Origin of the sequence: Sporosarcina newyorkensis, assembly GCF_900167515.1 — a bacterium.
Taxonomy (GTDB): Bacteria; Bacillota; Bacilli; order Bacillales_A; family Planococcaceae; genus Sporosarcina; species Sporosarcina newyorkensis.
On record NZ_FUYJ01000001.1, the window covers coordinates 394964 to 409843 of the forward strand.

Sequence of the window (14880 nt, forward strand, 5' to 3'; positions counted from 1 at the left end):
CCTTATCTCTGACAAGGCTAATAACTATCAAACAACCGTCCGAAAGGGTTCCTAAAATTGCTACTTTACTCCTCACTAGACTTCAATCGACGTATTAAATTTTCCTATAATAATTGCAGAAAAAAGTGGTGGCTACGTATTATTAGATGACCTTTTCCGTTTTTCATTCAATAAATAAACGGAATACACTATTATTAATATCATTCCTACCACGATAGCAATGGCTAAGCCAAGTAGTCCCACCATGCCTACCCAGCCAACTGTAAACGTTAAAAAAAATAGCGAATACAATAATCCTGCTATGATCAAAGCAATGGGAACATTGAAAGGAAACAGTCGCTTCCAACCTAATCCCAAAAAGGTCAAAAGAAGAATTAATACTACCGAGAAAGCTGTGTGTATTGAACTCCAACGAAACTCAGCGCGAGATTGATCAGCATCAAAAGAATGTGATGTACTATTTATATCTAAAAATGCAAAAACTGCTGTAATAACCCCTATCAAAACAAGGGATATGAACACAAACCAATTAATTGTTTTTAAAATACGCTTATTAATCATTTTACCCCTCCACACAGACGATCTTTTCCCAAACAAATTACACCCCTCATAATTACTCAATGAGATATTACTATATTTTATTCTGTAATCTGGATCCGATTCAGGCACAGTGTTCTTCGTAGACTAAACCCATTAATTTTGCACTATCAGTCTTACACGTTTTTCCGGTTTTCTGAAGAGTCAGAAGAGAAGGACTACCCCGATAACGTTAAAAACACTTGCAACAATAACAAAATAAGTCGTTTTAAACGTCCAACTAAGTGAATTCAAATTGAACACGAGAGAGCTGCCTAAACTGACAAACATAACTACCGATGCTACTAATAATCTTCTCTTCATTGGCATTTTCCCTTTCTGAACTCTATTCACAAATCAGCTCCAATTATGAAGAATGAGCGCTGATCTTTTTTCAAGAACAGCGCCCATTAGGTGAATTAGCATCCTTTTGTTGATAAATCATACGATATACCTTCAGAGTCCTTATCACTTATCTAACTTATCGGCAATATTCTGCAGTATGTCATTTCTGCGGTCCTGTATTTTAATGAATTTCACTAGAAACCAAACAATGAATATAGCCGGAACCATATAAAATAACAAACCTAAAATGGGAAGAAAAGCAAAAAATATACTACCATCCATGGTCTAACATCCTTTCTTTTCCGGTTCAATTCAAGCTTCTGAATCTCAACCTCATACTTCCTGGATCATCTCCACTCGGTTACCAAAAGGATCTCTGAATTCAAATCGTTCGAAACCTGGGATGGGAACTCCTTCAATCACTTGAATGTTATGCTGTTTTAACACGCTTCTCCAATACGAAATATCCTGTACCTGATAAGCTAAGTGAGCTTTTGTTGTGACTCTGTCAAACCCATCTTCTGTCCCCACGTGAACGTCTCGATCTCCGACTTCTAACCAAAATCCCCCACGTCCTTTTAAGGAATCCGGCTTTTCTCTCTCCGTTAAACCAAGAATTTCGCAATAAAACTTTTTCCCCTCTTCTTCAGCCCCAGTGGGAATTGTAATCTGTGCATGATGTAAACCGATGATCATAATATAACTCTCCCTTTAATTAACTGATAAAGCATCTCTAATCATAAAATTTGTATAAATCGCGCCTAATTAAGGTTATCAAATAAGCCGAAAAAATCAGTTATAAATAACGAAAATAAAAGTATTGAGAAAACTACCATTTGAACAATCGTGAAAATATAATTATTTCCATTTTCAGCATATCGTTTTTCCATAACAGCTCTAACTGTTTCAGATACAATCATAAAGGCGAATAAAATGAAATACGTCTCCAAAAACCAAATACGCTCTGTAGGTACGCGTGTAATGTTAACGGAATAACCAATTAACAGCAAAACAATGGAAGCAATTCTAATTGTCCAATCAATCTTTTTATGTTTGGCATTTACATGGTCATACGAAAAAGGCTTTTTCTTTTCCACGTTCAGCCATTTCCTAAGAATCTTATTAAGGAAAAAGACGAAAAGACTGAAAACAGATATCATTAGAATTAACTTTACAAAAATACTCCCCATGACCGATCCACCATCTTCCAATTAATTTTTTATTGACGTTTCTTTAGGATCGTTGCAATCTATTGGGAAAATTAAGCTAGAGAAAGTGAATCACCAAAATAGGACAATTCGATATTGGGAGTTAAGCTTTCCTTTCCACATACACACTCGAAATTCCTAGCCCGAATAACAGCAATACCCCTACTAGAGTTAAATTCGACCATTGCAGTCTCGAATCAAACAATTGCAAGAAAAAGGTAATAACAGGTATGAAACATAAAGACATCATAACCAAAAAAGTTTCACAGTACTGTATTCCTTTTTGCAGTAAGTACATGGGGATGAGAACACCTGTAAATGTTATTACCAAAATCCATCCAATATTCTCTAGCGCATAATCAAAAATCAGATCATATGTAAAAAAGAATGATAGTAAAATAATGCCGTAAAATCGTTTTGATAATATCATTGAACTCGTCCAGCCTTCATTGCTTAACTGCTTGGAATAAATAGTACATAACACTGCGCCTAAACCACATGCCACGCTCGCAAAAATACCAAGAAGAACATTCACATCCCATTGTATTGCGGTAGCGGATTGTCCCGTGAAAACTGCATAAATTAGCAAAAAAGTCGTAAGCAAAGTTCCAACTGCTATTCCCCATTTTTCTAGTGTAACGGCTTTTCTTTGAAAAAGGGCAATCAAGATGACAAACAAAGGGCCAATCCCCATCTCCAATGAACTGACAATGGCTGGCTCAATATACTTCAACGCATAGTAAAAACCCATGAACGTTAACGCGGATGAAAGATTCAACTTTACTAATGGAGAAATGGCTTTCCTCCAATAATAAGGCAGCCTTTGCTTACGTGCAAACCATTGAAAATAACAAGTCGTAATAAAAAAACTAATGCCGGTGAATAAAAAAGGATGAACAGATTGTACCCGATTCCCATAATAAACCTGACTTAGCGCAGTGAGGATTGCCGATAATATGAGAGCCGCTACCCCGATCATATATTTGCTTTGAGTCCTGTCTGCAGCATATTCCATGACGCTCCGCTCCTTTTAAAAAGCTTTTTCTTTGAATTAAAATAAATTATATAGGAAATCGGCTATGTACGTTTCCAGTAATGCGGCTAAAATAATGATGGGTAAAACAAAAAAAGCGTACGTCCTTATAGTTGCTAAAAATGGCTTAATAAATGATAATCCCAATCTATCTTTCTTAAATATACTTTTTATATTCGCTCTAATCACTCGGTTCAATTCAAATAGAGCCGCTGCAAGTAAGCATAACGCAAAAACCTCAAAAACATAGTGAGGAAGAGAAGAAAGTATAATTTCAAAGCCTTTTCCAAAATCACTTTGCAACGCAACTCCAAAAAGAATTCCTGGCAAGGAGACTGTTGTAATGATATTGAGAAAACACAAAAATTGTATTGGAATCAAGGCTAGGATAAACATCTGAAAAGGTACCATGAAACCGTTATTTACAATATATGACCATACTTTATCCACACCAGTAGCTTCTTTAACTTGTTCGGACGCCCTACTGTCTATTCCTTTCATTACCTCTTTTAAATCCGGATTGATTATGTACGTTATGATTGCGGCAAGTATTGTTATGGATGCTGCAAATATGAAAAACTTAATAGCTCTTTTAAATAAAGCCTTATTGATTATGTTTGGCATAGTAGACGTTACGATTTGGAATCATACTCCTTTTTTAAACATTCACGATTGTTTCAATAGGCTTGACTATTGGAACTTCGCGATCATTTTTTATACAGATACTCTCTATGATACAAGAACATCATACATTAGTTTCTCGTTCTCTTTCTTCCCTTTCTTTTATGTATCTTTTATAAACATCTTTCGCTCTGTCATTGCTATTGATCGGTACTACCTGTTTATGTATCTCATTAATTAAGATAAATAACCTGAAAATGACTCCAACAATAATTGCACACAAAATATATATTCCAATAGGACCGAGGAAAACCAAGGTGCCTAAAAACCCTGCTAAGAGAATGGATAACAACAACTTCATAAAAACCCTCCTTAATTTACCTAATTGTAATCAGTTAAATGAACTTTTTCTGGCACAACGTTGTACGGCTTTTACCTCCAGACAAATCACCGGCAACGTTGCTATTTGATAATCTTTTTTATTAGTGCCAATATGAAATAGTGAATAACTCCACCGACCATGCCGAAAATAAGCATAGACAAAATTGGAAATAAATCATATAGAACTACGCTCCCCAAAAGACCTGCCAAACTGCCGAAACCCGCATATAAAAACGTCTTTATCCATTTCGAACAATTTTTAATTTTAGCGGAAAAATCGATGTACAATGAAACTGGGAGAGCCCCAAACATAAAGAACGGAAATGAATAAAGGATCACTACCATTATGGCTGGACCGAAATTCCAAGAATCTTGTAAAAATGTTATTGAATAGATTGCCAAGAGAACCCCAAAAAGTATGGGGGAAATCAACATCGCTAAAAAATAGAGAGAAAAGCGATTAAATGTCTCATTATAGCTCATGTCATTTAAAATCTCTTCTTATTCTTTCCTACCACTTAAGAAAAATTTGGTCATATGTTGCTTTAAAGTCTGAATCGATTCTGACATATGATTGTTCGAGTAATTCAGTGGCTCTTCTTAAAGATGTTATCAATCTCGTCTCGGTCATAATCTAATATCCATTCATTGTATTCTTCAAAATTACCTCGAATTGCATCCAGTGAGTTAGCTAGCAAATCACAACCACGATCATCATATATGTGAAAGATCGTGTTTTTACTGACATTGATAAAATATATTCTGTGAAAAATACTTGGCCTTACTCCCATATCTTGGTTGCAAATTGCTTTAAGCATAGGAGAGTAGTTAAAATCAGATACTTTACATTTTAAACTGAATCTATGTGTGCTATATGTTCCTTCCTCGTCATCTTCTGGAAAAATGTTAGGAATTATATGGTGTTGTAACTTAAATAGGATTGCTTTTTCCTTTACATACTTAGAAAAGATGTTTAATTTTCTCTTGTAAGCTTTGTGCTCCCCAAAGTCATTCACATCCACTACGATGTAAACATCATCATTCGACGAATGGATAGATTTAAATAAAGTACTCGCTCTTTTATAAACCTCTTCTAAATAAGAATGGCTTTCATGAATATTTTCTAATTCGTAATTCACTCCTAATTCATAGCGAATACCAATACTCCAATTATAAAATAGAGGTGGTCTAAGTTTTAAGTTAGGAAACTTTTCTTGCATATATTGATCTACTGACATATTCCATCCTCATTTCTTTTAACAGGACAATCCTCTTTTAACAATTTGGCTCTATTTCTGAACAAGCGAGAATTCTCGTTCAAGAATTGCACACGATTGTTGTGAAATTTACTAACGAATATTGCCTACTGACATTTTTGTATTTAATTTCTATCCAAATGGTAGATTAATTGTACAACGCCGGAGGAATAAGTTGTGGTATTAATCAATTTCAAATTCAACCTCTGTCCTATATCAATAAACAGTGGTCTCCCTTCCCCCAAAACCACAGGGTGAACAGATAATCTAAATTCATCAACAAGCCCTAAATCCATAAAAGTGGTGATGAGGCTTGCCCCACCGTATAACCAGATGTCTTTACCAGGCTTACTCTTTAATTTTTTTACTTCTTCGGATATATTTTTATTCACAAATAGTGCTTTATTGTTAGACCCTTTTTGCGTTCTGGAAAATACATATTTCTCCTTACTGTGAATCAACTCCCACATTTCTTTTTCATCATCAGCAGCTTTGATTGTGGGAGTATATTGTCCCCATAAATCATAACTTTTTCTTCCATATAAAATTGTATCGATTTGATGTAGGAAATTAGTAAACTCCATTTCAGGGTCCATTATGCACCAATCAACTTCCCCATTTTTTCCTTCAATAAATCCATCTAGAGTAACGGCTAAATCTAAAATTATTTTTCTTGATTTTACTTTATTGGACATTACTTTTCCTCCTTGTTCTTCTTGGCCATTTCAAAAGAAATAGCTGCAAAACTAATTAAAAAGAAAGCAAGAAATCCGTAAGCTGCTCCTTCGAATCCCTTAATGTTTACAAAACCAATGTAAAACAGAACAATCGCCGTTATAGCTGTTAAGATTCCGGGTAATGTCTGAACAAACAAAGAAAAGTGCATCTTCTTAAACCACCAAGTAATCAACAATATAATACTCCCCAATATAACAGCTGTTAAAAAAGGTGCTAAAATCATCATATTACTCAAGCCCTTCTGTGTTTTTGTTCATCATATATACCTAGCAATAGACAGCCACGGCTATTTATTTCGCTAAATGGCCCGATTGTTGGAATGATAATACTTCTGATGCTTACGCATTAAAACAATTATTCATTTGCCGTTAATTCTTCAGAAAAACCATTGTCATCCTCATATTCAAACTTACCGATTTTCCCTTTTTCCTTTGTAGAAAAGAGAACGACACCTGATACCTCAGCAGATTTTTCTTTCTCTCCATCTTTCTGATATCCGACTGTTGCTGAGAATGTATAGCGATTGGAAGCTTCCTTCGATTTCTCAATAACCGCATCTTTTAAATTCAACTTATTTCCTGAGTTATAAGCTGTAACTGGATAATTCAATCCAATAGTGTTAAGAAAGGTTTCGACATATAACTCTGTAAAGTAAGGACCATATACTTCTTGTACATACTTATCCAACTCAGAGTTCACTCCATAACCTTCTACAACGGTCGTATACGTAGGATCATGAATAAGTGCCATAAATTTCTCGTCTGGACCATTGAATTGAAGTTCCAAAACATTTTTTATAACTCCTACATTTACATCTTCTGCGCCCGCCTTTGAGCAAGCAGCTAATAAAACTCCAGATAGCACGAGCATTAAGCTTATAAACGATAATTTGATTACTTGTTTCTTCTTGTTCATCAAAATAAGCCCTCCTCACTATCTACTTATACAATTAGAAAACGTTCCAATATTTTTGGTGATAACCTTCTCAAAGTTCGGAAACTAGAAATCACTACGTAAATTTATCCTTACAATCAATTCAACTATAGGTGAAAGAAAAGTATCCGGTATCATTGATGAATGCAAGTTTCCTGTAAAATTTGTTAAGCCAAAAAATGCTCCATCTATTTCGATCCAATCCAATTCACTCACATCCTGAATCTCCCCCATAAAATGATAATCGGCTACATAATAATATGTTCCATCCTCATTTTTAGCAGCTCTCCATACCTCTGCTTCCTTTCTTGGGTCAATACCAAGCTGATCAAAAAACTGCTTAATATCAGGTGTTGTTTGCATAATCGCCCTGGCGTAATATGAACACTCAGGACATCCACAATGGGCTTTTTCTGAAACAAGTGGAAGTTCCTTATATAACTCCTTTGTTTTCCTTTTATCCACCTTGACAATGTATCCATTTATTTTAAGATGCTCCAACCTCTGATCCCCACCAATATTTTTAATTAGACTCTAAATTACTTTTCAAGTCTACCAATATAAGCCCTATTAAAAGCATCACTAAAATTACCTGTTGGAGTTCTCTTCAATTCCTCTAGCCTTAATTTTTGGAATTTAATTCTTCATTCACTTTATAAATTATACTGCCAAACATAAATTTAACAGGGTATAACACAAGAATGACTGCAATTATTTGACTAAAGGTTTTAAGCGATCCGTGAAGATGCAAAACATCCCTGATCAAGTAATTAGCTAGTTGAATAAGGACATATGCCACCATTACAAACAAAATAAATGAAAAGACAAGCTGTAAATATTGAGATACGGATAGCTTTTTCATCTTCTTTAATCTCTTGATACGACCATCGCTAATGGCAAAACAGAGATACGTCACGGGGAGCCATAATAAGTAGATATCCAAATAACCAAACCAGATCCACGAACCACCCAACCCTATAAGCAATACCCAACCGAATATGTTGAATACTTTTTTATTCACTTTATCACCGACAGATTTGATTTGTATCTTCTTGCTATGTATTTATTGAAATCTTATTAAAGGTTTATTGTCTCTCTCTATTTAGGGAACATAACCATTTCTTTATAAATATAAGTACTAAAAAATGGGACATAGTTCTTTCATTCTTTATTTGGAAATAATTTATTTCCTATCAAACCACCGACTAAAGCTGATAACCCAGCAATTATTACTCGGATAATCCTAGTAGTAGGAATTAAAAATTCAAACAACAGCATTATGAGCATAACAAATATACAAGTGAATATTATCATTCCAACGCTTCCCTTTTTCACAGCATTCCCCCCTCAGTGAATCAAGAATCCAGGAGACCTTTGGCCAACAAATGACCAGGAAAGAGCCCAATTCTTCATTCGATTCCGCCCTAATGAGCTTAAAGTAAATAGTGATAAACAACTAATGATCAACAATATCGTCCCAATATGTTGAATCGGCTTCGTTGCTGAAAAGATGCCAGAAAATAATAGCAGTAAAACTAAAACAGGTGTACATAAGCCAAATACAATAGTAGGATATTTTAACTCCACTCTAAATTTCTCTTGTTCTCCTTTTTCCACTTTTAGGTAGGCGCCAAACAAAAATACAAATACCATACGTACACCTACATTGTCGACAAACATGCTAACTGTCATAAATGTTAAAAAGAGGATAACCGTGAGCGCAAGAAACTTGTTCAAACGAATCCTAAAATCTGAGAATTTAGGTTCAATTTTACACTTCGATCTACCGAACAACAACAGACTTTCTTTTGGAAAAATATAGACTAAAATTAAAATGCCATATACAGTGACAAGAAAAAATCCATAAAGAATAGTCTCTCCCAGAAGGATTCCCCCTAGTTTAGTAATGAACATACTATTTTTGAATTTCAACAAATGCTCCAATGATAAAAACAGACACTTTTTAATGCTAATAAAAGGTCGGAATTTGGAAAAAAATCATCTTGTTTTCTAGGTCTTAATTTTTCTGATTTTAATATCAGAGCAATGTATAAGTATTTTCGTTTGTGAAAATAAAAATATTTCATGTTGTAATTTTTTTTTACTCAACGGTAGAATTTCATCATAACCCCAATCATCAAGTCCTTTTCTTCCGCCGAAGACAATTTCATTGGGCTTATTACCGTAAACATTTCGTGTTATACCAAAATCCATCAAAAACTTACGGACGTTTAACCATTGTATTTCAAATATCCCCGCACCCTCTTCATATTGCTCAATGACCATTTTAATGGTGGTAGGGTCCTTTGTTTGACCGTTTTCCTGATTTACAGCCGTAATGGAAACGACCTTTCCATCATGGAATGAGTGTTTTTTCAAAAAATTTGAGGTCTCTTTATTAAATCTAGGTAAGATCTTTTTTAATTCCTCTACGTAGCCCAATAGATCCCAATGGTCATCATCTACAAAATATTTCATTCCAAATCTTCTCCCTAAATTATTCAATTTGCCAATCGAATTTCTTCTTAGAAAATGGTCCGATCTAAGTATCAACTGACTAGTAATAGAAAATAATAATTTTTTTGTGACTAGCAACATAATACCTGCTACTGTGCCCATGATTGGTAGCACTATATTGGTTATTTTCAACATAGCCCTCCTGGTACTAGACATTTTCACAATCCGGTTAAAATGTAGCATTTATTTGTTCAGCTCTCATGCCCATTTGACACAAACACTTTTATGACTTTTTTTCTGATAATACAAGAAATAAAATGTAAACTGCTAATCCAATGAGAAGCCCATAATAAAGTAAAGGTAAGATAAACAATAGTGCAAAACTATAGCTTAATAGTAAGGACACTACGCCTCCCAATATATAACTAAGTTTTTTAGGAAACAGAAACTTATTGCTTAATTTATAAAAAATAAAACCGCCAACTGAACTCACAAATGCTGATAACGTAAATAAATACAATTGAGTGAAGTACATAGGAATGCCACCGATCTTTTTCTGTTTTATTAATTGGCATGATAATGAAAGTTATACCTCTTTGTTTTTCGCTCTAAATCTACTGATATACGTGACGAAAAGTATAATTAAAAATAATAATGCCACAGCAGACATGAGAACTCCCACGCCGGGTAAAATCCCTTTTTCAAAAATGTTCGTGATATTTCGCGGGTTGAAAATAAGAGCATTTAAAGACAATATTATACAAAAGATAACGGTATAAAACGCAGTCTGTTTATAAATCTTCAACCTCACCAATCCTTTCCTTCCAACTATTGGTACGGAAAACATCAAGTGAAAGTTTCATAATTTAATTTGATATTGAAAACCGTACGCTACTTAATCCTATAAAAATGCCCTTAGCGGGAGTTGCTTTGATAAATATCATGTGCGAGCAGTTATGTGTTTTGCATGCAAAATATAAAAAATCATGCGTTTATAACACATGATCTTTTTTGACTTTTTGTGTTTTTCTTGTGAAATTATAAATACTTACTATGGCCCCTATAACAAACACAATAATCGAATGTAATCCAAGGACTACTGCTATAAATCCTCCGGCAAAAGCTACCCCTTCACCTGTGTCATCCGGTTCAAGCCCAACGATGTTATTATAACTAACCCCAACAGACACAAAGGAAAAGACGATTACCGGAACTAAAAGTGCCATACCAATTGCAGAAAGCCATAAAGGGAATCTCTTTTGTTTGTATAAATACACTGCTACATAATCACAGATTACAATAGACAGAAATAAAACAATCCAAACCAGAGCATCTCCGTTCATTTTAATTTCACTCCTTTAATTTAATGGAGACATAACTTGAATTTCTGTGAGCTAAGGGTTTCAGTTGGGTTATCCGTTTCACGGTTTGACGTGAAAAGTTACAATGCATTGTTCCAGCAATATCGCCTTTATTTATAGCATTAACGCTAATCCCTATGTCAGATTAGCGCCCGAGAAGGACTATAGTTATTTTTTAAAACTGTCTAGCAACGTGTACCCGAAAACGATTCCTGCTACTGTTACGAGTGTTTGGCCGCCGATTAATAGTAAATGTACAACAGGCAAGATTGCTAAGTAAGATAAAATATGCAGAACTACTATTAATAGAGCCGGCAATGCAACTGCAAGAAATTTAGTCCAATCGAACGTCCATCTTTTATTTTCCTTTATTTCAATAAACAGCTGCGGTAATCGTAATAGCATCCCTAGTACAATAGGAAAAATTGCAGAAAACAGGACAACCGGAAGGATATTAAAATCCGTGCTTGCTGTTTCTTTTAACCGGAACTCCCATTTCATTCCTAAGTAAATGATTAGACCAATCCCAATGGTCCAAGCAGAATAGTAAAAGAAACGTTTCATTAAAATCGCCTCCCTTTGCTTTTAGAAAAGCTTAATTGATGGATCTCGTCACTTTTGATTCGAGAATAATTTCCTTCCAATCAAACTATCAACCAAGGTTGCTGTTCACGACTTGAAATAAGAAGCAATTAGGCGAGGTATGAATAGTAAAATATCCGACAAGGAGAAGGCCATCTCGGCTTTATCCAATCTGTCCAGCTTCTGTTCTTTTACAGCAGCCGAAAAATTCACGAGATCTCCTTGGATGGGTTCTTTGCCGTCATGAAATTTCATGCGAATCGACTGCCCCGTTGAAATAGAAGCATTGTTCATTAATTGGAAATGGATATGTGGTTCCGAAGAATTCCCCGAGTTGCCGCACAGTCCAATCAATTCACCGGTTTTAACATTTGCACCTTCTTGTACAGTAATACTATGCCTTTTCAAGTGCGCGATTAGGCTATATTCATTTACTTCATGCTTAATAATCACATAATTACCTAAAAAGTCCTCTTCGTTCATCTCTCCCGGAATATTTTCACGTATGTTATTCTCCGTTTTAATGACCTTTCCATCATCGGGAGCATACACATTCTTTGAAAAGGCATGGAAGTTTTCATTTTTCAGTCGATTGTTGCTGAAAGTGTCTCCATTGTGAGTAATAACCAAATCATAGGCATATCTTTGATTTTCATATACATAATGATAGTTCAAGAATTCATTGGCACCTCCCCAAAAGACCGTCCATTCTTCTTTAACCGGCATCGTATAAGTTTGCTTCGAATAAATTGCATCAGTTTGAGGATATTTTTCATAAGGTTTCATTAGCAATCTGTGGATTTGGTTTTCCTCATCAAAATATACAGATATAGCTTTACGTTCAGCAGCATCCACCCAAATATAATGTGTGAGCGGGCCAAATTGAGAAGTGAATTTCACTGAATAACTTGTCACATTTTCATTAAAGCTAGTGATTAGTTCCTCAAATTGATCGGCTGTAGTCAGTCTTTGAAAGTCTTTTATACATTGTTTGTAAATCAACTCGCTGTCACCATTAAGAAATAAAAGACCAAAATTAGTAGGCGTTACACAATCAACACTAGATTTCTCAACCAATAAACCCATTTCCTTCCTGGCATTTTTTTCTTAGACGATCCAATCATTTTAATGAAGCGTTTACATTTCAGTTAGTGTACTTGTTTACGGAATATAGATCATTGAATAACCTTCAATGATTCCCCAATTACTCCTTGATCGCTTTCATATCTTTTATTGAAATTCTGAAAATCGTCTCTTCCTTTTTCAATCTTAATTTACTGATATACGTAACTAAAAGTATAACCAAGAATAGCAAAGCCACGTGTTTTTTAAAACTTTTATCCTAACTGACCCATTCCTACCTACTAGTGATACGGGAAACACCGAGTAAAGGTTTCCTAATCTTATCCGTTAGTTGAACTATCACCACATTGGCCGTTAACTTAATTGAATCAAACTGATGCAAACGACAAGAAATATCCCTGTAAAAACTATTGAAATAAAATTATTTAATAATCTTACTTACAATAGGATTTCTAAGTTATCTATGAGGTAAAAAAGCCATAGATTAGCTGAACTAACCTATGTCTTCTATGGTTGAAATCCATTAATTTCGTTGCCTAAAAAGAATGGAGGTCATTATGTTCCTTCAGGCGTCGCTCTCTATCTCCCCGCAACTGCATTCTCCTTGTACTCCTACACGATAAAAGCAAAGTATAAAAGGAATAACAGGCAGAGCACATACATCATTGGATGCACTTGTTTAGAACGCTTTTGTGCGACTAAACAAATTGGATACAGAACAAAACCTAACCCAATTCCGATGACCACACTGGAAGTTAGCGGCATCATAATAATTGTTAAAAATGACGGGATCACGATTTCTAACTTTGTCCAGTTGATTCTACGGATTTCCATGGCCATTAGTGCACCTACAATAATTAATGCAGCTGATGTCACTTCCACTGAAATAACGTGAACAAGTGGTGAGAAGAATAAAGCAACGACAAAACAAGCAGCAATCACGACAGAGGTAAAGCCGGTTTTTCCTCCGACAGCAATACCAGCTGAAGATTCAACGCTGGTCGCAGGTGTTGATGTACCTAAAACAGCGCCAATTACACCCGCAGCCGAATCGGCAAGCAAGCCTTTACCGATATTCGGAATCCTATTGTCTTTCATCATGCCTGCTTGACTCGTTAAGCCAATTAATGCACCCGCTGTATCAAAAAAGGCTACAATTAAGAACGTGAAAATAACTGTCAGGAGCTCTGGCGTGAAAATCTCATCTAAATGGCCAAACACAACACCAAATGTTGGTTCCATGCTCGGGATACTGCCAACCATCGATGCAGGCACTTCGATTAATCCGAAAATCATACCAACAATCGTTGTAATAACCATACCGTAGAAAATACCGCCATTAATGCCGCGTACTAACATAATAATCGTCAGAATAAGACCTAGAACAGCTAGTAGTGTCATCGGTGACGTTAAATCGCCAATCGACACAATTGTATCTGGATTACCGACCACAATGCCACCATTTTTTAACCCGACAAATGTGATAAAGAATCCAATACCCGAAGCGATCGCATATTTCAAATCGATTGGGATGATATTAATAATCTTCTCACGGATTTTAAATAAACTTAATAGCATAAAAATAATGCCGGCAACAAAAACCCCCGTTAAAGTGACTTGCCAATCAATGCCCATTCCAATACATACTGAGAAAGTAAAGAATGAGTTTAATCCCATACTCGGTGCAATGGCGATCGGGAAGTTCGCAAGTACCCCCATCAGCAGTGTGCCGATAATTGCAGTAAGCGCAGTTGCGGTGAATACAGCCCCGTGATCCATTCCAGATTGACTAAGGATAATCGGATTGACGATCAAAATATAGGCAATCGATAAGAAGGTCGTAATCCCTGCGAGTGTTTCCGTTTTATAGGAAGTACCCCGTTCTGCAAATTTAAAAAAGTTTTTCATATTGGAATCTCCTATTTGCTAAATTAAAGATTGAACGGGAATGTGCCTACCTGTCATTTTAGAAATAATTCATTTATTTCCCTATAATGTAAAAAAAGCTTCGACCACTAGTTGGCCAAAGCTTTTCTACATAAAGGAAGTAAAATATACCAGTATTTTCCCATTCCTTGTAGTCAGCTAATATCGGTAGCTGGTAGAAACTTTCAAGCCATCTTCTTGAATTTATACAAGGTATATCTTTTGTTTTAAAAACAATAGGAAAATAATATCAAGTTTCATGCGAATCGTCAATGGCATAAATTGGAATTTATTTATGCCATTGACGAAGAAAAATATTCGAAACGAAACAAAAATTGATCAGATACTAGATCTACAAAAAAACTACAGTAAAACAACTG

The 14880-nt window shown here is 35.3% G+C and carries 20 protein-coding genes and 1 riboswitch; all 20 genes read right to left on the reverse strand.

The genetic code is table 11. The features are described from left to right. Positions 1 to 132 precede the first annotated feature (132 nt). The 20 genes from B5D59_RS02115 to B5D59_RS02215 all read right to left on the reverse strand — a co-directional run bounded on the left by B5D59_RS02115 (position 133) and on the right by B5D59_RS02215 (position 14482). Positions 133 to 561: an RND transporter gene (locus B5D59_RS02115; RefSeq protein ID WP_078816669.1), complete on the reverse strand. Its 429-nt coding sequence runs from the start codon at positions 559 to 561 to the stop codon at positions 133 to 135. 180 nt (positions 562 to 741) lie between these two features. Further along, positions 742 to 900: a hypothetical protein gene (locus B5D59_RS18110; RefSeq protein WP_176132473.1), complete on the reverse strand. Its 159-nt coding sequence runs from the start codon at positions 898 to 900 to the stop codon at positions 742 to 744. A 354-nt stretch (positions 901 to 1254) separates the two neighbouring features. Next, positions 1255 to 1617 carry a VOC family protein gene (locus B5D59_RS02120; RefSeq protein WP_078816670.1) on the reverse strand — a complete coding sequence of 121 codons (363 nt, stop codon included), beginning with the start codon at positions 1615 to 1617 and terminating at the stop codon, positions 1255 to 1257. Positions 1618 to 1682: 65 nt separating this feature from the next. Next, the gene (locus B5D59_RS02125; RefSeq protein ID WP_078816671.1) at positions 1683 to 2111 is read right to left on the reverse strand and encodes a DUF4181 domain-containing protein; all 429 of its coding nucleotides are present in this window, start codon (positions 2109 to 2111) and stop codon (positions 1683 to 1685) included. 121 nt (positions 2112 to 2232) lie between these two features. Continuing rightward, a complete protein-coding gene (locus B5D59_RS02130) occupies positions 2233 to 3144 on the reverse strand; it encodes a DMT family transporter (RefSeq protein ID WP_078816672.1) in 912 nt (303 codons plus the stop codon). Positions 3145 to 3180: 36 nt separating this feature from the next. Then, complete coding sequence (locus tag B5D59_RS02135) at positions 3181 to 3786, reverse strand: stage II sporulation protein M (protein WP_078816673.1); 606 nt, start codon at positions 3784 to 3786, stop codon at positions 3181 to 3183. Between the two features lie 121 nt (positions 3787 to 3907). Continuing rightward, complete coding sequence (locus tag B5D59_RS02140) at positions 3908 to 4144, reverse strand: ATP-dependent Lon protease (RefSeq protein ID WP_078816674.1); 237 nt, start codon at positions 4142 to 4144, stop codon at positions 3908 to 3910. 607 nt (positions 4145 to 4751) lie between these two features. Then, entirely contained in the window at positions 4752 to 5402 is a 651-nt protein-coding gene (locus tag B5D59_RS02150) for a DUF3885 domain-containing protein (protein WP_245799418.1), read from the reverse strand. Positions 5403 to 5545: 143 nt separating this feature from the next. Next, entirely contained in the window at positions 5546 to 6115 is a 570-nt protein-coding gene (locus tag B5D59_RS02155; RefSeq protein ID WP_078816676.1) for a dihydrofolate reductase family protein, read from the reverse strand. Further along, positions 6115 to 6384 carry a hypothetical protein gene (locus tag B5D59_RS02160; protein ID WP_078816677.1) on the reverse strand — a complete coding sequence of 90 codons (270 nt, stop codon included), beginning with the start codon at positions 6382 to 6384 and terminating at the stop codon, positions 6115 to 6117. The genes B5D59_RS02155 and B5D59_RS02160 overlap by 1 nt, the downstream gene beginning before the upstream one ends. Before the next feature lie 128 nt (positions 6385 to 6512). Beyond that, positions 6513 to 7073 (reverse strand): hypothetical protein, encoded by a 561-nt coding sequence (locus B5D59_RS02165; RefSeq protein WP_078816678.1) that lies wholly within the window; start codon positions 7071 to 7073, stop codon positions 6513 to 6515. Positions 7074 to 7157: 84 nt separating this feature from the next. Then, positions 7158 to 7592 carry a hypothetical protein gene (locus B5D59_RS02170; protein WP_078816679.1) on the reverse strand — a complete coding sequence of 145 codons (435 nt, stop codon included), beginning with the start codon at positions 7590 to 7592 and terminating at the stop codon, positions 7158 to 7160. Between the two features lie 38 nt (positions 7593 to 7630). After that, the gene (locus tag B5D59_RS18675) at positions 7631 to 7702 is read right to left on the reverse strand and encodes a hypothetical protein (protein ID WP_354000718.1); all 72 of its coding nucleotides are present in this window, start codon (positions 7700 to 7702) and stop codon (positions 7631 to 7633) included. A gap of 550 nt (positions 7703 to 8252) precedes the next feature. Beyond that, positions 8253 to 8426, reverse strand: coding sequence for a hypothetical protein (locus tag B5D59_RS18115; RefSeq protein ID WP_176132474.1), 174 nt, complete (start codon positions 8424 to 8426; stop codon positions 8253 to 8255). A 12-nt stretch (positions 8427 to 8438) separates the two neighbouring features. After that, a complete protein-coding gene (locus B5D59_RS02180; RefSeq protein ID WP_078816681.1) occupies positions 8439 to 9023 on the reverse strand; it encodes a hypothetical protein in 585 nt (194 codons plus the stop codon). Positions 9024 to 9101: 78 nt separating this feature from the next. Further along, on the reverse strand, positions 9102 to 9740 hold the full coding sequence (locus B5D59_RS02185) for a hypothetical protein (protein WP_245799419.1): 639 nt from the start codon (positions 9738 to 9740) through the stop codon (positions 9102 to 9104). Positions 9741 to 10540: 800 nt separating this feature from the next. Then, the gene (locus B5D59_RS02200; RefSeq protein WP_078816684.1) at positions 10541 to 10891 is read right to left on the reverse strand and encodes a hypothetical protein; all 351 of its coding nucleotides are present in this window, start codon (positions 10889 to 10891) and stop codon (positions 10541 to 10543) included. Positions 10892 to 11077: 186 nt separating this feature from the next. Continuing rightward, positions 11078 to 11473, reverse strand: a complete 396-nt coding sequence (locus B5D59_RS02205) for a hypothetical protein (RefSeq protein WP_078816685.1) — start codon at positions 11471 to 11473, stop codon at positions 11078 to 11080. A 105-nt stretch (positions 11474 to 11578) separates the two neighbouring features. Next, a complete protein-coding gene (locus tag B5D59_RS02210; protein ID WP_245799420.1) occupies positions 11579 to 12493 on the reverse strand; it encodes a M23 family metallopeptidase in 915 nt (304 codons plus the stop codon). 693 nt (positions 12494 to 13186) lie between these two features. After that, positions 13187 to 14482, reverse strand: coding sequence for an NCS2 family permease (locus tag B5D59_RS02215; RefSeq protein ID WP_078816687.1), 1296 nt, complete (start codon positions 14480 to 14482; stop codon positions 13187 to 13189). A 150-nt stretch (positions 14483 to 14632) separates the two neighbouring features. Further along, a riboswitch (purine riboswitch) is annotated at positions 14633 to 14732 on the reverse strand. Positions 14733 to 14880: the final 148 nt, after the last annotated feature.